The 17,292-nt window shown below is 75.6% G+C and carries 17 protein-coding genes; 10 read left to right on the top strand and 7 right to left on the bottom strand.

What is annotated here, in order from left to right; all coding sequences use genetic code 11:
- Window positions 1-27 precede the first annotated feature (27 nt).
- Together C8E97_RS18405 and C8E97_RS18400 are read left to right on the top strand one after the other, a co-directional pair.
- Window positions 28-822 (top strand): TetR/AcrR family transcriptional regulator, encoded by a 795-nt coding sequence (locus C8E97_RS18405; RefSeq protein ID WP_121006839.1) that lies wholly within the window; start codon window positions 28-30, stop codon window positions 820-822.
- Between the two features lie 129 nt (window positions 823-951).
- Window positions 952-1,740 (top strand): putative protein N(5)-glutamine methyltransferase, encoded by a 789-nt coding sequence (locus C8E97_RS18400; protein ID WP_170211896.1) that lies wholly within the window; start codon window positions 952-954, stop codon window positions 1,738-1,740.
- On the opposite strand, the gene C8E97_RS35375 is transcribed toward C8E97_RS18400, so the two are convergent.
- Window positions 1,727-2,650, bottom strand: coding sequence for a GNAT family N-acetyltransferase (locus C8E97_RS35375; protein WP_211347064.1), 924 nt, complete (start codon window positions 2,648-2,650; stop codon window positions 1,727-1,729). The two genes, C8E97_RS18400 and C8E97_RS35375, sit on opposite strands and share 14 nt — an antisense overlap.
- On the bottom strand, window positions 2,647-3,792 hold the full coding sequence (locus C8E97_RS18390; RefSeq protein WP_121006838.1) for a winged helix DNA-binding domain-containing protein: 1,146 nt from the start codon (window positions 3,790-3,792) through the stop codon (window positions 2,647-2,649). The genes C8E97_RS35375 and C8E97_RS18390 overlap by 4 nt, the downstream gene beginning before the upstream one ends.
- A 63-nt stretch (window positions 3,793-3,855) precedes the next feature.
- Between C8E97_RS18390 and C8E97_RS18385 the strand changes: the two genes are divergently transcribed.
- The 3 genes from C8E97_RS18385 to C8E97_RS18375 are packed head-to-tail and all read left to right on the top strand — an operon-like array spanning window position 3,856 to window position 8,268.
- Entirely contained in the window at window positions 3,856-4,437 is a 582-nt protein-coding gene (locus C8E97_RS18385) for a PadR family transcriptional regulator (RefSeq protein WP_121011800.1), read from the top strand.
- Window positions 4,430-7,174: a DEAD/DEAH box helicase gene (locus tag C8E97_RS18380; protein WP_425470545.1), complete on the top strand. Its 2,745-nt coding sequence runs from the start codon at window positions 4,430-4,432 to the stop codon at window positions 7,172-7,174. The genes C8E97_RS18385 and C8E97_RS18380 overlap by 8 nt, the downstream gene beginning before the upstream one ends.
- The gene (locus tag C8E97_RS18375; protein ID WP_121006837.1) at window positions 7,171-8,268 is read left to right on the top strand and encodes an SWIM zinc finger family protein; all 1,098 of its coding nucleotides are present in this window, start codon (window positions 7,171-7,173) and stop codon (window positions 8,266-8,268) included. The genes C8E97_RS18380 and C8E97_RS18375 overlap by 4 nt, the downstream gene beginning before the upstream one ends.
- A 57-nt stretch (window positions 8,269-8,325) precedes the next feature.
- Here C8E97_RS18375 and C8E97_RS18370 read toward each other — a convergent pair whose 3' ends face one another.
- Together C8E97_RS18370 and C8E97_RS18365 are read right to left on the bottom strand one after the other, a co-directional pair.
- Window positions 8,326-8,538: a DUF5703 family protein gene (locus tag C8E97_RS18370; RefSeq protein WP_121006836.1), complete on the bottom strand. Its 213-nt coding sequence runs from the start codon at window positions 8,536-8,538 to the stop codon at window positions 8,326-8,328.
- Entirely contained in the window at window positions 8,535-9,524 is a 990-nt protein-coding gene (locus tag C8E97_RS18365; protein WP_211347063.1) for a YncE family protein, read from the bottom strand. The genes C8E97_RS18370 and C8E97_RS18365 overlap by 4 nt, the downstream gene beginning before the upstream one ends.
- 176 nt (window positions 9,525-9,700) lie before the next feature.
- On the opposite strand from C8E97_RS18365, the gene C8E97_RS18360 reads away from it, so the two are divergent.
- On the top strand, window positions 9,701-10,768 hold the full coding sequence (locus tag C8E97_RS18360; RefSeq protein WP_121006834.1) for a M48 family metalloprotease: 1,068 nt from the start codon (window positions 9,701-9,703) through the stop codon (window positions 10,766-10,768).
- Between the two features lie 16 nt (window positions 10,769-10,784).
- Here the strand turns inward: C8E97_RS18360 and C8E97_RS18355 are convergent, their stop codons facing one another.
- The gene (locus tag C8E97_RS18355; protein WP_121006833.1) at window positions 10,785-11,750 is read right to left on the bottom strand and encodes an aldo/keto reductase; all 966 of its coding nucleotides are present in this window, start codon (window positions 11,748-11,750) and stop codon (window positions 10,785-10,787) included.
- 192 nt (window positions 11,751-11,942) lie between these two features.
- On the opposite strand from C8E97_RS18355, the gene C8E97_RS18350 reads away from it, so the two are divergent.
- From C8E97_RS18350 to C8E97_RS18335, 4 genes are all read left to right on the top strand, one after another.
- Window positions 11,943-12,992, top strand: a complete 1,050-nt coding sequence (locus C8E97_RS18350) for an LLM class F420-dependent oxidoreductase (RefSeq protein ID WP_121006832.1) — start codon at window positions 11,943-11,945, stop codon at window positions 12,990-12,992.
- Complete coding sequence (locus tag C8E97_RS18345) at window positions 12,989-13,813, top strand: undecaprenyl-diphosphate phosphatase (RefSeq protein WP_121006831.1); 825 nt, start codon at window positions 12,989-12,991, stop codon at window positions 13,811-13,813. Before C8E97_RS18350 ends, C8E97_RS18345 begins: the two co-directional genes overlap by 4 nt.
- Before the next feature lie 10 nt (window positions 13,814-13,823).
- Window positions 13,824-14,519, top strand: a complete 696-nt coding sequence (locus tag C8E97_RS18340; protein ID WP_121006830.1) for a histidine phosphatase family protein — start codon at window positions 13,824-13,826, stop codon at window positions 14,517-14,519.
- Between the two features lie 484 nt (window positions 14,520-15,003).
- Complete coding sequence (locus C8E97_RS18335) at window positions 15,004-15,354, top strand: ArsR/SmtB family transcription factor (protein WP_121006829.1); 351 nt, start codon at window positions 15,004-15,006, stop codon at window positions 15,352-15,354.
- A 37-nt stretch (window positions 15,355-15,391) separates the two neighbouring features.
- Here C8E97_RS18335 and C8E97_RS18330 read toward each other — a convergent pair whose 3' ends face one another.
- Together C8E97_RS18330 and C8E97_RS18325 are read right to left on the bottom strand one after the other, a co-directional pair.
- Window positions 15,392-16,114: an MBL fold metallo-hydrolase gene (locus tag C8E97_RS18330; protein WP_121006828.1), complete on the bottom strand. Its 723-nt coding sequence runs from the start codon at window positions 16,112-16,114 to the stop codon at window positions 15,392-15,394.
- The gene (locus C8E97_RS18325; RefSeq protein ID WP_147455164.1) at window positions 16,111-17,085 is read right to left on the bottom strand and encodes a hypothetical protein; all 975 of its coding nucleotides are present in this window, start codon (window positions 17,083-17,085) and stop codon (window positions 16,111-16,113) included. The genes C8E97_RS18330 and C8E97_RS18325 overlap by 4 nt, the downstream gene beginning before the upstream one ends.
- Window positions 17,086-17,292 lie beyond the last annotated feature (207 nt).

Genomic DNA, 17,292 nt, shown 5'->3' with positions numbered 1-17,292 from the left:
GTTAGTTTATGGCGTAAGGAGAAGCAAGTGGTGGTGTACGCCGGGCAGGGCGACGCGCGCCGGTCCATGTCGCTGCTGTGGCGCACCGCCGAGACGGGGCCGGAGCCCAGGCCGGGACCCCGGCCCGGCCTCACGGTCGACGCGATCGTGGCCGCGGCGGTCGCGGTGGCCGACGAGCACGGCATGGCGGCGCTGTCGATGCGGGCGGTGGGCGAGCGCCTGGGCCGCACCGCGATGGCGCTCTACACCTACGTGCCGAGCAAGGCCGAGCTGATCGACCTGATGTACGACGAGGTGCTGGGCGAGCTGCCCGGCGACTACCCGGCGGAGGGCGGCTGGCGGTCGGCGCTCACGGCGTGGGCGCACGACCTGCGCGCGTTCTACCTGCGGCACCCGTGGGTGTTGCAGGTGTCGCAGGCGCGGCCGGTGCTGGGGCCCAACGAGTTCACCATGCTGGAGACGCTGCTGCGGATCGTGCGCGACACGGGCCTGGAGCGGTCGGTGCTGCGGGGCGTGGTCGGCGCGGTGTCGCAGTTCGTGCGCGGCATGGCGGCGGTGATCGCGGACGCGCGGCAGGCCGCGCGCGAGACCGGGATGTCCGACGAGGAGTGGTGGTTCACCCGGTCGCCGCTGCTGGAGGAGTACTCCGAGCGGTTCGCGGAGCGGTTCCCGCTGTCGACGTGGTTGGGGGAGGAGGGTCCGCCGCCGGTCGACGACGAGTGCGTGCCCTACCTGGAGCGCGACGCCGCGTGGAACTTCGCGGTGGGCCTGGGGGTGCTGCTGGACGGCGTCGAGGCCACGATCGCCCGGACGGTGGGGTAGGTTGCTCGTTCGGTCGAACGGGGGAGGTGGGACCCGTTCCCGTGGTGGTGGTCGTCGGGCCGTCCCCCGTCGGGCCGGTGTCCGGCTGAGCGTCGGGGCGCCCGCGTCGGTGATGTGGAAGGCGTTCCCTTGGCTGTCGATGTGTCGTTGTCGCCCGGTGTCGTCGCGCGCCTGAGGGCCGCGGGCTGCGTGTTCGCCGAGGAGGAGGCCGCGCTGCTGGTCGAGGCGGCGGCCACGCCCGAGGCGCTGGGCGCGCTGGTCGAGCGCCGGGTGGCGGGGCTGCCGCTGGAGCAGGTGCTGGGGTGGGCGGAGTTCCGGGGGCTGCGGATCGCGGTCGACCCCGGTGTGTTCGTGCCGCGCCTGCGCACCGGGTTCCTGGTGGAGCGGGCGTTGCCGCTGGTGCGCGCGGGCGCGGTGGTGGTGGACCTGTGCTGCGGCACGGGCGCGGTGGGCGCGGCGCTGGCCGCGGCGGCGGGCGTCGAGCCGTACGCGGCGGACGTGGACCCGGCGGCCGTGCGGTGCGCGCGGCGCAACCTGGACCCGGCTCGGGTGTTCGAGGGCGACCTGTACGCCGCGCTGCCCGCGTCGTTGCGCGGGCGGGTGGACGTGGTGGTGGCCAACGCGCCCTACGTGCCGACCGCGGCGATCGCCACGATGCCGCCCGAGGCGCGCGACCACGAGCCGCTGGTGGCCCTGGACGGCGGCCGGGACGGGCTCGACGTCCAGCGCCGGGTGATCGACGGCGCGCCCGCGTGGCTGGCGCCCGGCGGCGCGCTGCTGGTGGAGACCGGCGAGCGCCAGGCGCCGCACACCCTCGCCGCGTTCGAGCGCGTCGGGTTCACCGCGGCGGTGGCGCGCTCGGCCGAGGTGGACGGGACCGTGGTCGTCGGGGTCCTGCCCGGCGCTACGGGCCGGTGACGCCGTCGGTCAGCTCGCGGACCACGTCGAGCTGGCCCACGTGCCGGGCGTACTCCTGCACCATGTGGAACAGCACCCACGCCAGGGTGGGCGGCGGCACCGTCTCGTGCTGCCACCGCGCCACGCGGTCGGCGAGGTCGGCGGCGGCGGCGATCTCCCGCGCCCGCGCGCACTGCTCCAGGTAGAACGCGCGGACGCGCTCGATGGTGTCGCCCTCCTCGACGGTCCACTCGGCGCGCTCGACCGCCGGGTTGCCGCGCGGGTGCTCGACGTCCTCGCCCGCGAAGGTGTACCGGAACCAGCGCAGCTCCACGTAGGCCAGGTGCTTGACCAGGGTCAGCGGTGTCCAGCCGGACGGCACGCGGGAGGCGCGCAGCTCACCGTCGGACAGGCCGGCGACCTTGCGCAGCAGCTTGTCGCGGTAGAAGTCGAGGTACTCGTGCACCAGCCGGGCCGGGTCGGCGTGCTCGGTCGACGGTTCGGCGGGCACCTCGATCCGCGCGCGCACCCGGTCGCCGTCGGTCTCGAACACCGCGCCCAGCCGCCGGAGCACGGCCAGCGCGGGCGCGTTGCCCGCGGTGGTCTCGGCGGTCACGGTGGACAGGCCGCGCCACAGGGCCTGCTCCACGACGCGGGACACGGCCTGCGTGGCGACGCCCGCGCCGCGCGCCGAGCGGGCCACCCACAGGCCGGTCTCGCCGGCCGGGGTGAGGCGGGTCATGCCGACCACGCGGTCGCCGTCGACGATCTCGAAGGCGTCGCCGGCCAGCCCCCGGTAGAAGGCGCGGAACTCGTCGGGCCGGTCGGGCGTCCAGCCGGGCGGCATCACGTCCGACGGGTCCGCGTCGGACACCGCCAGCGCCAGCAGCCGTTCCAGGCCGGCGTCGTCCAGCGGGCGCAATGCGATCACTTCACCAGCTCCTTCTCCAGCGGGGTGCGGAACCTCGGGACCACCCGTGCGCCGGCGAGCAGGTCGCCCAGCCGTTCCGCCGCGCGGTCGACCGCGGCCCTCGTCCCCGCGCCGAGGTCCACCAGCGGTCGCCACGCGATGCGGCCGTCGGCGCGCTGCGCCCACCCGCCGACCACCGCGCCGTCGGCCCACACGGTGGGGCCGACGTTGCCCGAGCGGTCGAACAGCGCCGGGCGCAGCGCGGCGGGCAGGTACCAGTCGCGGTCGCGCCAACCCATCGGCGTCGGGTCCAGGGCGGGCAGCAGCGCCACCCACGGCGCGGGCGCGGGCACGTCGGCCAGGTCGTCGGGCAGCACGTGGCCGACGCCGCCCTCCAGCGGGACGGCGACGGCGTCGACGGCGGCCAGCGCCGCGCGCACCGCGCCGAGCGACCAGCCGGTCCACCACTTCAGGTCGGCCTCCGTGCCGGGGCCGCAGGCCGCGAGCCACCGCCGCACCAGCTCGGCCCGCGCCCGCGCGGCGTCCAGCTCCGGCCACGGCGTCGACGGCGCCCACCGGTACTGGCTGCTGGTCCAGGTGCCGCGCGGCCGGGACCGGCTGATCCACCCGTCGGCCGCCAGCACCCGCAGGACGCGGCTCGCGACGTTCTGCGCGGTGCCGCCGGCCACCGCGACCCGCTCCAGCAGCGCCGGGACCTCCCGGCCCAGCTCGACCGCCGTCGCCTCGCCGCGGGCCCGCACCGCCGCCAGGACCGCCCGCTCGACCTCGGCCAGCCGCGCCTCGTCCCAGCCCACGCCGTCGGCGAGGTGCTCCAGCAGCCTGGCGCGTTCCCGCACGGCGATCGGCCGGGCCGCCGCGGCGTCCACCACGGGCGCGGACTTCGCGGTGACGACGAACATGGTGCGGCGCATGGCCAGCAGCCGCACCAGCGACCGGTCCTCGTAGAGCGCGGTCTCGACCGCCGCCACCGACGGCTCGGCCAGGCGGGCGAACGCGGAGAGGAACACCGTGGCCGGGTCCGTGGCGTGCAGGGCGACCACGGCGTCGGCGACCTCCTCCGGGGTCGCGGCGGGCGCGGCGAGGAGGTGCCGCGCGCCCAGCCGGGCGCGGCGCTGGTCGTCGGTGATCACGGCGGGGGTCACCGGCCCATCCTCGCGCGGCCTACCCTGATCGCGGAAACCGGTTCTCGGCAGGACAGGAACACGATGTCGGCGACGAGGCTGCTGGTCCTCGGCATGGTGCGCGGCTACGGCCGGGCGCACGGCTACCTGATCGGCAACGACCTGATGTCCTGGGGCGCGGGGGAGTGGGCCAACGTCAAGTGGGGCTCGATCTACCACGCGCTCAAGCAGCTCACCAGGGACGGCTGCCTCGTCGACGAGGTCGTGCCGCCGGCCCGCACCGACTACGCGCTCACCGCCAAGGGCGAGCGGGAGTTCCAGCGGCTGCTGCGCGACGCGCTGCGCCGCCCCGAGACCCGGCCGGACGCGCTCGCCGCCGGGCTGGCCATGCTGCCGTCGCTGGCCCGCGCCGACGCCGTGGCGCTGCTGCGCGAGCGGCTGGCCGCCCTGGAGGGCAGGCGCGAGGCCGCCCGGAAGCAGGCCGCCGAGTGGGACGACCCGTCGCACGTGCGGGAGCTGTTCGGGCTGTGGGAGCACTCGGCGGACAGCGGCGTGGCGTGGACGCGCGGGCTGCTGGACCGGTTGGAGGCGGGCGCGTACGCGATGGCGGGCGAGCCCGGTTCGCCCGGCGACCCCGGAAGCTGGGTTATACTCAAACTTGAGTAACCTAGGGGGAGCGCTGAACACAGGTCTCGAACGGTGCGCGGTCGTCTTCGAACCGGCCGACCCGCCGCGGCTGTCGACCGTGGCCTTCCACGGCGCGGAACTGCCGGCGGAGCGGTCACCGCACCGGCTCGTCGTCACCCGGCCCGACGGCACGGCGCACGAGGTCGCCGCGCTGCGGCTGCCGATCGGCGACGCCGTGCCGCTGCTGTCCAGGGCGCGCCGCGCCGCGCACGCCGACCCGGCCGCCGCGTTCTGGGGCGCGGCCGTCGTGCTGGCCCTGCACCTGGTCGCGCGCGGCCGGGTGCGGCCCGCCGTCACCGACGGCGACTTCGACGCCTGGCGGCTCGGGCCGCTGGACGCCGACGACGCCCGGCGCGTCCGCGCGCTGGCCGACGCCATGCCCGCCACCGCCCGCGCCGTGCCGCTGCCCGGCCGCGACCCGCTGGAACTGGTGGACGCCGAACCCCACCTGCGGGCCTTCCTCGACGCCGTCGCCGACACCATGCCGCGCGGCGCGGCGGCCGTGCACGCCGCCGGCGCGCCCGCGTTCGCCTCGCCCGAGCCGCAGCGGGTGCCGCACCTGCGCGACTGGGCCGACCAGGGCGTGCGGATCTCGCTGCGGATCGAGGGCGCGGAGTCGCTGCGCGCCGTCGTCCAGGTGCACAGCCTCGCCGACCCGGCCGCCGTCGTCGACGCCGCGGACCTGTGGGCGGGCGCCGACCGCCGGGCACGGGCCGACACCGTGGTCGGCATCCGCCGCGCCGCCCGCGCGTTCCCGCCGCTGGAGCGGCTGCTCGACCTGCCCGTGCCCGACGAGGTGGCGCTGCTGGACTCCGACGTGGCGCACCTGCTGCGCGACGGCGCGGTGCGGCTCGCCGCGGCGGGCGTCGACGTCCACTGGCCCAAGGACCTGGTGCGCGACCTGTCGGCCAAGGCCGTCCTCGGCGACACCGGCGACCGGCCCGCGTTCTTCGGCCCCGGCTCGCTCACCGCGGTGAACTGGCAGCTCGCGCTGGGCGGTGACCCGCTCACCCCCGAGGAGCTGGACCGGCTCGCCGAGGCGCACCGCCCGGTCGTGCGGCTGCGCGACCGGTGGGTCCTGGTCGACCCCGAACTCGCCCGCAAGGCGCGCGAACGCGACCTCAAGCCCGTCACCGCCATCGACGCCCTCGGCGCGGCCCTGACCGGCGTCACCGAGGTCGACGGCGAACAGGTCGAGGTCGCCGCCACCGGCTGGCTCGACGACCTGCGCGCCAGGCTCGCCCTGCTCGACACCGAACCCGTCGCGCAGCCGCCCGCCCTGCGCGCCACCCTGCGCGACTACCAGCTGCGCGGCCTGCGCTGGCTCGACCGGATGACCTCGCTCGGCCTCGGCGGCTGCCTCGCCGACGACATGGGCCTGGGCAAGACCGTCACCCTGATCGCCCTGCACCTGCACCGCGCCGCCGGACCCACCCTGGTGGTGTGCCCGGCGTCGCTGCTGGGCAACTGGCAGCGCGAGATCGAGCGGTTCGCGCCCGGCGTCCCCGTCCGCCGCTACCACGGCCCCGGCCGCGAGGTCGCCCACGAGGGCTTCGTGCTCACCACCTACGGCACCATGCGGCTGGACGCCGACCGGCTCGCCGAGGTCGACTGGGACCTGGTGGTCGCCGACGAGGCCCAGCACGTCAAGAACCCCGCGTCCGACACCGCCAAGGCGCTGCGCCGCATCCCCGCCACCGCCCGCGTCGCCCTCACCGGCACCCCGGTGGAGAACACCCTCACCGAGCTGTGGGCCGTGCTCGACTGGACCACACCCGGCCTGCTGGGCGACCTGCCCCGGTTCAAGGCGCGCTGGGTCAAGGCCGTCGAGGTCGACCGCGACCACGCCGCCGCCGCCCGGTTCGCCGCGCTGATCAGGCCGTTCCTGCTGCGCCGCCGCAAGTCCGACCCCGGCGTCGCGCCCGAGCTGCCGCCCAAGACCGAGACCGACCGGCCCGTGGCGCTCACCCACGAGCAGGCCGCCCTGTACGAGGCGGTCGTCCGCGAACTCATGGCCGAGGTCGCCGAGGCCGACGGCATGGCCCGTCGCGGCCGGATCGTCAAGCTGCTCACCGCCCTCAAGCAGGTGTGCAACCACCCGGCCCAGTACCTCGCCGCGGTGGGCCGCGAATCGGGCGGAGCGGCGGGCCGCGAATCGGGCACCGCGGCGGGCCCGGTCCTCGCCGGCCGCTCCGGCAAGCTGGAGCTGCTCGACGAGCTGCTCGACGCGATCCTCGCCGAGGGCGGCGCGGTGCTGGTGTTCACCCAGTACGTCGCGATGGCCCGGCTGATCGCCCGGCACCTGTCCGCCCGCGGCGTCGCCACCCAGCTCCTGCACGGCGGCACGCCGGTCGCGGCCCGCGAGGAGATGGTGCGGCGCTTCCAGGACGGCGGCGCGCCGGTGTTCCTGCTCTCCCTCAAGGCCGCCGGCACCGGCCTCAACCTCACCCGCGCCGACCACGTCGTGCACTACGACCGCTGGTGGAACCCGGCCGTGGAGGACCAGGCCACCGACCGCGCCCACCGCATCGGCCAGACCCGGCCGGTGCAGGTGCACCGGCTCATCGCCGAGGGGACCGTCGAGGACCGCATCGCGCGGATGCTGCGCGCCAAGCGCGACCTCGCCGACGCCGTCCTCACCCGCGGCGAGGCCGCGCTCACCGAGCTGACCGACGACGAACTGGCCGACCTGGTCGAGCTGAGGAGCGGCACGTGACCGAGCGCGTCAAGGGCTTCCCGGCCTTCGGCAAGGGCGTCCGCCACGCCCGCAGCTGGTGGGGCCGCGCCTGGTTGCAGGCCGTGGAGGACACCTCCCTGGACCAGGCGCCGCTGCGGCAGGGCCGCAAGTACGCCCACGCCGGGCTGGTCGGCACCATCACGGTCAGCCCGGGGCTGCTGTCCGCCGCCGTCCACGACACCGACGACATCCACCGGACGACCGTGCGGCTCACGCCGTTCACCGACGCCGAGTGGCGGCGGCTGCTCGACCAGGTCGCCGCCAAGACCGGCCACCTCGCCGCCCTGTTCGACGGCGAGGTGCCGCGCGAGCTGGCCGAGGCCGCCGACGACGCGGGCGTGCGGCTGCTGCCCGGCATCGGCGACCTCGACCCGGACTGCACCTGCCCCGGCTGGGAACTGCCCTGCCGGCACGCCGCCGCGCTGTGCCACCAGGCGTCCTGGCTGCTCGACGCCGACCCGTGGGTGCTGCTCCTGCTGCGCGGGCGGGCGCAGGCCGAGGTCGTCGCCGGCGCGCGCCCGAGGACCGGCGTCCTCGCCGCCGACGCCCACGCCCGGCCGCCCGTCGAGCTGCCCGAGGACCCGCCGCCCGCCGAACCGGGGCCGCCGCCGGAGTTCGACCCCGCGCCCGGCCTGGACGTGGCCGTGCTGGCGCTGCTGGTCGCCGACGCGGCGGACAAGGCGCGGGAGCTGCTGCGCACCGGCGAGCTGCCCGCGCTGGACGAGCGGGCCGACCGCGTCCGGCTGGCCGCCGCGCACCCCGCGCTCGCCGACCGGCTCGGCGCGGGCGACCACGAGATCGCCGCGTGGCGGCAGGGCGGACCGGCCGGGCTGGCGGTGCTCGACGACGCCTGGACACCGGCGGGCGCCGACGCCGCCCGCGCCCGCGCCGCCTGGGCGGGCGGCGAACTGCCCGCCGCGAAGGTCTGGCGCAACCGGTGGACCGTGCGCGACCGGCAGCTGCGTTACGGCCGGGACGGCCGCTGGTACCCCTACCGGTACCGCGCGGGGCGGTGGCGGCCCGCGGGCACCGCCGACCGCGACCCCGCGGCCGCGTTCGCGGAACTCGCCTGAGCACCACCACGCCTGTGGTACCACAGGCGTGGTGGCAAGGGGTGTGACCAGCCGGAACTAGGTGATCACACCGGGCAGCGCAGCGGCCGTCCGCCTGCGGCGCAACCACACCTTCCGCGAGCCGTCGCCGAACAGCAGCGTCCGCGACAGCTCCCAGCCCGCGAACTCGGCGTGGAGGGTCAGCTGCGTCGTCGCCGTGCGACGGGAGACACCGGCCGGCAGCCGCAGCGGCCGGTACTCCCAATCCCCGTCGACCACCCCATCGCTCATGTCCCGATCACCTGCATCCCTTGGCCGTTCCCGGACGCGACGAACACGCGCCCGCTGCCTGGATCAACCGCCACCGAGTCCGGCTGGCCGACCGTGGCGAACCGGTGCCGCTCCACGGGCTCCCCGCCCGCCACGTCGAACGCCACCACCTGGTTCAGCTCCGTGAGCGTGACCCACACCAGGTCGCGCCGCTCGTCGTAGGCCAGCCCGTAGGGCGCGCCCGGCACCGGGTAGCGCTGCCGCATGATCAGCGGGGCCACCGAGAACGCCATCAGCTCGCCGCCGCGCGTGTCCACCGCCAGCACGCGCCCGAACCGGTCGGCCACGATCGAGGTCGCGCCGTCGCCCGCCCGCAGGCCCGCGCCCAGCCGAGGCCCCTCCGGGTCGTCCGCCACCACGTCGAACACCGCGCTGCGCGGCCGGTCCAGCACCACCGCGTGCCCGTCCGCCACCACCACCCGGTCCGGGCTGGACACCCCGGTCACGGCCCGGTCGCCCACGTCCACCAGCCGCGCGTCGCGGCGCGCCACCAGCGTCCGCCCGGCCGCCACGGCCACGTCCACCGGGCCGCCGTCGACCTTCCGCTCGGCGGTCGACCCGTCCGGCCGCACGGTCACCACGACCCCGCTGCCCGGCACCGGGGCCTCCAGCGCGTCGCCCACCGCCGTCAGCCGCTCCGCCACCCCCGGCAGCGGCGCCACCAGCGGCGGGCCCTGCGCGTCCAGCGGGTAGAGCAGCACCGACGGCGGCTCGGCGACCGCGACCGCGACCCGGTCGCCCGCCACGGCCACCGCGGTGGCCGCGCCCAGCGGCACGACCACGCCGGCGGGTGAACCGGACTGCGGCGGCGACACCGCCGGCCGGGCCGGCTCCAGCGTCGTGGCTATCTGGAGCGGGTCACCGGAGTCCTCCCCGGCCGAGCAGCCCGAGAGCGACCCCGAGAGCAACGCGGTACCGGTGAGCACTGCCGCGGCCAGTCGGCGCAACGTCGAACCTCCAGCTAACCCGATTGCGAGACGTCCTCCCAGCATCCATCACGAAACCACCATCGTCACGCAGGGGGGAGGGTGTTGTCGTTGGTCTGGGAGGGTGGTAGTCGGCCGCCACCGGTACCGCGTCCGGTCTTTTCGCGACCATCCCAGGTGAAGGGGAGGCGACGCGGATGACGGTCGAGGAGTTGCGCGCGCGGCACGTCGAGCTGCTGCGGTCCCGGCGCGTCGTGGACCACCTGGCCGCCGCGCCGTGCGCACCCGACACCACCCGGCGCTACCACACGTGGACCAGGGTCGCCGCCGAACCCCTGCGCACCCGGCTGGAACGCCTCGCCGAGGTCCGGCTGCGGCCCGCCGCCTACCACGCCGGGCACCTGCACGACCTCCAGCGCACCCTGGACGCCCTGCAACCGGAGGTGCTGCACCTGGCGCGCGTGGCCGGCCTGCCGGTCACCACGCCCGTGCTGGCCGGCGTGTTCCCCACCGGCACGCTGGACGGGGTGTGCGTGCCCGTGCCGGGCCGGGGCGTGCTGGTGCTGGTCAACAGCGCCCTGCCGGACCTGCTCGCCGCCGTGCTGAAGATCATGACCGGGGCGCTGCCCCAGTACGGCGCACCGCCGCTGCTCGACCCCGACCAGGCGTCCTACGCGCTGGCCGAGGCCGTCAACGCCTACCTCTACGGCAACGGCGCGGTCGGGGCCACCCGACTGCCCGAGCTGTCCGGCCGGCGCACCGCCCTGGTCGGGCTCATGCTGCGCCGCGCCATCCAGTTCGTCATCGCCCACGAGCTCGGGCACGTCCTCGCGGGCCACCTGGTCGGCTCGCGCCGCTGGACCGACACCCGCACCCCGGTCGGCGCGCTGGACGCCCGGTCCGTCGGCTGGCCCCGCGAGCACGAGGCCGACCGCATCGCGGCCACGGTGCTGCTGCGCAGCCTGGACGAGCTGAACCCGCGCGAGCTGGACGCGCACGAACCGTGCCTGGTCGGCGCGCTGCTGCTGGTGCTGTTCCTGCACGAGGTCACCGACCGGCTCGCCGACGAGCTGGGCCTCGCCGTGCCGTTCGCGGGGAGCCACCCGCCGCCCGTGCGGCGCATCCAGAGCCTCGTCGAGCACCTGGCCGACCGGCTGCGCACGCCCCGCGCGCTCGACCTCGCCGCCGACGTCGCGACCTGGCTGGAGGACCAGCTCGCCGGCGTGCGCGAGTGGTTCCGCATGGTGGACGAGGTGCTGATCTGAGCGACCCGCGGGCGGGTCAGCCCAGCCGGCGCTCGGGGTAGCCGAACTCGACCGCGCTCACGTCGTCCAGCGCGGCCCTGATCGCCGGCGGCAGGGTCAGGGCCTCGGCGGCCAGCGAGCCCAGCAGCTGACCGGTGTCCCGCGCGCCCACGATCGGCGCGACCACGCCCGGCCGGTCGCGCACCCACGCCAGCGCCACCGACAGCGGCGACGTGCCCAGCCCGTCCGCCGCCGTCGCCACGGCCTGCACGATCCGCGCCGCCCGCTCCGTGCGGTGCTGCTCCACGTAGCCCGCGAAGTGCGCCGACGCGCCCCGCGAGTCCGACGGCGTGCCGTTGCGGTACTTGCCGGTCAGCACGCCGCGACCCAGCGGCGCCCACGACAGCAGCCCGATCCCGTGGTGCGCCGCGGCGGGCGCGACCTCCCGCTCCACGCCGCGCTCCAGCAGCGAGTACTCCACCTGCGTCGACACGATCCGGACGTGGCCGGGCAGCGCGGCGGCCGTGCCGAGCTGCCAGCCCGAGTAGTTCGACACCCCGACGTAGCGGACCTTGCCCGACGCCACGGCGGCGTCCAGCGCGGACAGCGTCTCCTCCAGCGGCACCGCCGCGTCCCACGCGTGCAGCTGCCACAGGTCGATGTGCTCCACGCCCAGCCGCCGCAGCGAGCCGTCCAGCGCGGACAGCAGCGCGCCCCGCGACGCGCCGCCGCCGAACGGGCCGTCGTTGCGCCGCGCCACCGCCTTCGTCGCGACCACGACCTGGTCGCGCGGCACCACCTCGCCCAGCAGGCCGCCCAGGATGCGCTCGCTCTCGCCCTCCACGTACACGTCGGCGGTGTCGACGAACGTGCCGCCCGCCTCGGTGAACGCCAGCAGTTGCGCCGCGGCCTCGTCCGCGTCGGTGTCCCGGCCCCAGGTCATCGTGCCCAGGCCCATCCGGGACACCCGCAGTCCGCTGTGGCCGAGGTATCGCTGTTCCACGCGGTGGAGCCTAAAGGGTGATCCACTCGGCGGTGGCGCGCGGTCGCCCGCAGCCCGGCGGGGTTCACCCGCACGGGTAGGACGGCCGAGAACGGCGGCCCGTCCGGGGTGGCACGGTCGGGGTGGCACGGTCGGCGGTGGGCGCGCCCCTGCCCTGGCGCATCGGGTTACCCGCCGGTAGGGTCGCGTTCCGTGCGACTGGGACTGAACCTCGGGTACTGGGGCGCGGGCAACGACGCCGCGAACCTCGAACTGGCCAGGGAAGCCGACCGGCTGGGCTACTCGGTGGTGTGGGCCGCCGAGGCGTACGGCTCCGACGCGCCGACGGTGCTGGCCTGGGTGGCCGCGCAGACCGAGCGCGTCGACGTCGGCAGCGCGATCCTGCAGATCCCGGCCCGCACCCCGGCGATGGCGGCGATGACCGCCGCGACCCTCGACACGCTGTCCGGCGGCCGGTTCCGCCTGGGCCTCGGCGTGTCCGGGCCGCAGGTGTCCGAGGGCTGGCACGGCGTGCGGTTCGACAAGCCGCTCGCGCGCACCCGCGAGTACGTCGACGTGGTGCGGGCGGCGCTGCGCCGCGAACGGCTGCGCTACGACGGCGAGCACTACCGGCTGCCGCTGCCCGACGGCCCCGGCAAGGCGCTGACCCTCACCGTCCACCCGGTGCGCGAGCACATCCCGGTCTACCTGGCGTCGGTCGGGCCGCGCAACGTCGAGCTGACCGGCGAGATCGCCGACGGCTGGCTCGGGGTGTTCTTCTCGCCGGAGCACTCGGCCGCCTCGCTCGACGCGCTGCGCCGCGGCCGGGAGAAGGCCGGTCGCACGCTCGACGGGTTCGACGTCGTGCCCACCGTCCCGCTGGTCGTGGGCGACGACTGGCGGGCCTGCGCCGACCACGTGCGCCCCTACGCCGCGCTGTACGTGGGCGGCATGGGCAGCCGGGAGAAGAACTTCTACAACGACCTGGCGGTGCGCATGGGCTTCGCCGCCGAGGCCGCCGAGGTGCAGGACAGGTACCTGGCGAGGGACTACGAAGGCGCGATGGCCGCGCTGCCGGTCGACTTCCTGGACTCGACGTCCCTGCTCGGCCCGAAGGAGCGCATCGCCGAACGGATGCGCGCCTACGCCGAAGCAGGGGTCACCACACTCACCCTTTCGCCGATGCTGCAAGATCTGGATCGAGGGATCGCGGCGCTACGCACCGCGACCGAAGCACTCGATCTGGCAGGAGTGGGTAGTTGAGCTGGTTGCAGGCCCTGGTCCTCGGACTCGTCCAAGGCTTGACGGAATTCCTGCCCATATCCTCGTCGGCGCACGTGCGGATCGTCTCGACGCTGTTCTTCGGCAACGACGCGGGCGCGTCGTTCACCGCCGTGATCCAGCTGGGCACCGAGCTCGCCGTCCTGATCTACTTCGCGCGCGACATCGGCAACTTCATCGCCGCGTGGTTCAAGGGGCTGTTCAGCGCCGCGGCGCGGAAGACCGAGGACTACCGGATGGCCTGGTACGTGATCATCGGGTCGATCCCGATCAGCGTGCTCGGCTACGCGTTCAAGGACGAGATCCGCAGCTCGCTGCGCAACCTGTGGATCACCGCGACGGTGCTGGTGCTGTTCGGCCTGCTGCTGGGCCTGGCCGACCAGATCGCCAAGCACGCGCGGGACCGGCTCCAGCTCAAGGACGCCGTCGGCATGGGCCTGGCGCAGGCGCTGGCGCTGATCCCCGGCGTCTCGCGGTCGGGCGGCACGCTCACCGCCGGCCTGTTCCTCGGCCTGGACCGGGCCGCCGCCGCGCGCTACTCGTTCCTGCTGGCGCTGCCCGCGGTGTTCGGCGCGGGCATCTTCTCCATCCCGGACGTGCTCGACCGGTCCGAGCCCAACGCCGCGTCGGTGCCGCAGATGATCGTCGCGACGGTCGTGGCGTTCGCCGTCGGGTACGCCACGATCGCCTGGCTGCTGCGGTACGTGTCCAAGCACAGCTACTCGGCGTTCGTGTGGTACCGGCTGCTGCTGGGCATCATGCTGATGGGCCTGCTGTCGATGGGACTCATCAACCCGACATAGGCTGGGCTCCGTGGCTACCGTGATCTTGCTCCGACACGCCCGTTCCACCGCCAACGGCGCCGGCGTCCTGGCGGGTCGCCGGCCCGGCGTCGGGCTGTCGGAACGGGGTGTCGAGCAGGCGGACGGGCTGGTGCGGCGGCTGGCGGGCGTGCCGGTGGACGCCGTGGTCACCTCGCCGCTGGAGCGCTGCCGGCAGACCCTCGCGCCGCTGCTGGCCGAGCGCGGCCTGACGGCCGCGGTCGAACCGGAGCTGGCCGAGGTCGAGTACGGCGACTGGACCGGCAAGGCGATCAAGGACCTGCTGGGCGAGCCGCTGTGGCAGGTCGTGCAGCAGCACCCGTCGGCGGCGGTGTTCCCCGGCGGCGAGGGCCTGGCGGGCGTCCAGGCGCGGGCGGTGGCGGCGATCCGGGCGCACGACGCGCGGATCACCGCGGAGCGCGGGCCGCGCGCGGTGTGGGTGGCGTGCAGCCACGGCGACGTGATCAAGGCGGTGCTGGCCGACGCGCTGGGCGTGCACCTGGACGGGTTCCAGCGGATCGTGGTCGACCCGGCGTCGCTGTCGGTGGTGCAGTACACGCACACGCGGCCGTTCGTGCTGCGGGTCAACGACAACGGCGGCGACCTGTCCGGCCTCGTGCCGCCGCCGGACAAGACCGACGAGCCGTCGTCGGACGCGGTCGTCGGGGGCAGCACCGGGGCGGTGTGACGGCGCCCGGCGTCCGCGGGGCTCACGTGTGGCCCCCGGACAGTGCAGGGTAGTCCGGGGGCCACCGGTCGGGCGGCGGAACGCCATCGGCCGGGGCGGTCGACCAGGTGAACCGATCGTATGGGCGTGAACGGACGCGTAAATGCCCTCTTTGGGGCCGAGAGGTTTTCGGGTTTAGGCCAGCAGTGCAGGTCAGCCGACTGCACGAGGGCGGCAAATCGGGCAAAACCGCAGCTCAAACCACGTGGAAACACCACGGAAACACTCTGCGGCCACCCGACGGACGGCGTACGCCGCAGGGCTGTCCGGGTGCGTCCGTGCGGACGCGGTGTGTTTACAGTTAACCACCGGTCGTGCGTTGCGCGTCACAGTCCGACGACGTCGTCCCGCGCCAGTGGCGGCCCGCGTCACGACCGTCGATCTGATTAATCATTTCAGTGAATACCAGAATCCATGATTGACGGTGGCCGCTACGATCCCGGACATGCGGGCCCTACACCACCCGGACGTGGCGGACCTCCGGCTGTCCAGCGTGCTGAGCGCGCTCGCCGACCCGGTGCGGCTGCGCATCGTGGCCGAGCTGGCCAGGTCCGGCGGGATCGTGTGCGGGCAGTTCGACGTGCCGGTGAGCATGTCGACGCTGTCGCACCACCTGAAGGTGCTGCGCGAGGCGGGCGTGCTGCGCGTGACGCCGCAGGGCAGCTACCGCACCCACGAGCTGCGGGTGGAGGACATGGAGCGCCGGTTCCCCGGCGTGCTCGGCTCCATCACGCGGGCCATCGGGGTCGCCGACCCCGGCGGGGTCCACGGGGGAGCGGTCCACGAGGCGCGGTGAGCCCCGCCGCATCCGGCGGGGCGTCGTGGCGCGGGTGTCACCCGATGAGGTGGGTTTCGTGCGGGTGGGCGGCGGGCGCGCCGGCGCGTTCCGCCGCCTGTTCCGGGGTGAGGGTGTGGCCGATGTGGGTCAGCAGGAGCCGGCGGGCGGCGCGGCCCGCCGAGGCGGCGTCCTCGGGTGTGCAGTGGTGCGGGGTGGGCGTGGCGCCGTCGGCCTCGCAGAGGAAGAGGTCGGCGTCGGCGGCGAGGTCGTCCAGCGCCGGGCAGGGCCCGGTGTCGCCGGAGTAAGCGAAGGTGGCGTCGCCGTGGGTGGCGCGCAGGCCGAACGCGGGCAGGCCGTGGTCGACGGCCCGGCTGGTCAGGGTGATGTCGCCGATCCCGGTGCGGTGGCCGTCGTGGAGTTCGCGGACGTCGAACGCGGCGGAGGCCGGGTTGGGCCCGGCACTCGCGAGGAACGCCTCCAGGCGGTCGGCGAGGCCGGGCGGTCCGAGCAGCGGCAGGGGCCGGGTCGGGTGCTGGTCGGCGAACAGCAGGGCGTAGTAGGCGGCCGTCAGGTCGGCGGTGTGGTCGGCGTGGGTGTGGGAGATCCACACGGCGTCGAGGCGGTCGGGGCGGGTGTGGCGCTGGAGGGCGGCGAGGGTGCCGGGGCCCGCGTCGACCCAGACGGTGGTGGTGGCGGTGCGCAGCAGGTAGCCGGAGCAGGGCTGGTCGGGGCGCGGGTAGGGGGTGGCGGTGCCGAGGACGGTGAGGCGGAAGGTCACGACGCAGTATGGCGCAGGACGCGCACGCCGGTCGCGGTCTTGAGGTAGGCCCAGGTGGTGCGGCCGTCGGTGGCGAGGCCGACGTGGGAGGCGGAGGCGCGGGCGACGTCGTCGGGCAGGGGCACGGCGGCCCAGTCGTCGCCGGTCCAGCGGTGGTAGGCGGCGCGGGTCTCGAAGCTGCGGCGGGTGGCGCGCACGCCCCAGGTCCAGCCGGCGGCGACGCCGTGGACGCTGAGCCGTTCGGCGTCGGCGGGCGGTGGTACGGCGTGCCAGCGCCGGCCGTCGAAGCGGTGGACGTGCAGGCCGTCGGCGCCGTGGCGGTGGCCGAGCCACAGGTCGTCCGGCGCGGCGGCGGCGAGGCGGGCGACGTGGCCGTGGTCGAGGCGGGGTCCGGGCAGGTCGCTCCAGCCGGTGCCGTCGTAGTGGACGAGGACGGGGTACTCGTAGCCGGCGGGTCCCGCGCCGGCGACGCCGCCGCCGCCCGCCCACACGTCGTGGGGCGCGGTGGCGGTGACGGTGTGGAGGGTTTCGCGGGGTGAGGTGAGGGCGGTGGTGCGCGTCCAGCGCCGCCCGTCCCAGTGGAGGGTGTCGCTGCCGGTGCCGACGACGTGGACGTCGTCGGGTGCGACGGCGGCGACGGCCTTGGCCCAGGGGATGGCGGGGGTGGGCACGGTGCGCCAGCGGTGGCCGTCGTAGTGCAGGACGAGCGGGCGGCCGGCGCTGTTGCCGACGGCCCAGACGTCGTCGGGCGCGGCGGCGGAGATGCCGGCGAGGCTGGCGGCGGCGGGCAGGCGGGGCAGGTGCTCCTCGGTCCAGGCGTCGCCGGTCCAGCGCAGGACCAGGGGCGCGGAGGGCCTGCTGGTGAACACGCCGGTGGTGCCGGCGAGCCAGGCGTGGTCGTGCGCGGTCATGGCCAGGTCGGCCAGTGCGGTGCTGGGCGGGAGCGCGGGCACCGGCACGGGTCGGAACAAGCTCGATCTCCCCCTCGATGTGTCCCCCCGACGCATCGCAGCATCCACCTCACCAGTCCGCGCCCGGTTCGGTATCCGCCGAACGGCGGGTTTGTGCGGTGGCGCGTCCGGTCGGGACCGGGTCGGGGTGCGCGTTCGCGTGGTGGCTGCCCGGCACGTGCGCCCCCGGGGTGATCGCGACGCCGCCGTGCCGGGGCGCGGCCCCTC

The organism is Saccharothrix australiensis, from assembly GCF_003634935.1.
GTDB classification, from domain to species: domain Bacteria; phylum Actinomycetota; class Actinomycetes; order Mycobacteriales; family Pseudonocardiaceae; genus Actinosynnema; species Actinosynnema australiense.
The sequence above is the reverse complement of the archived record's forward strand: the minus strand, read 5'-3'. Positions and strand labels throughout refer to the sequence as shown.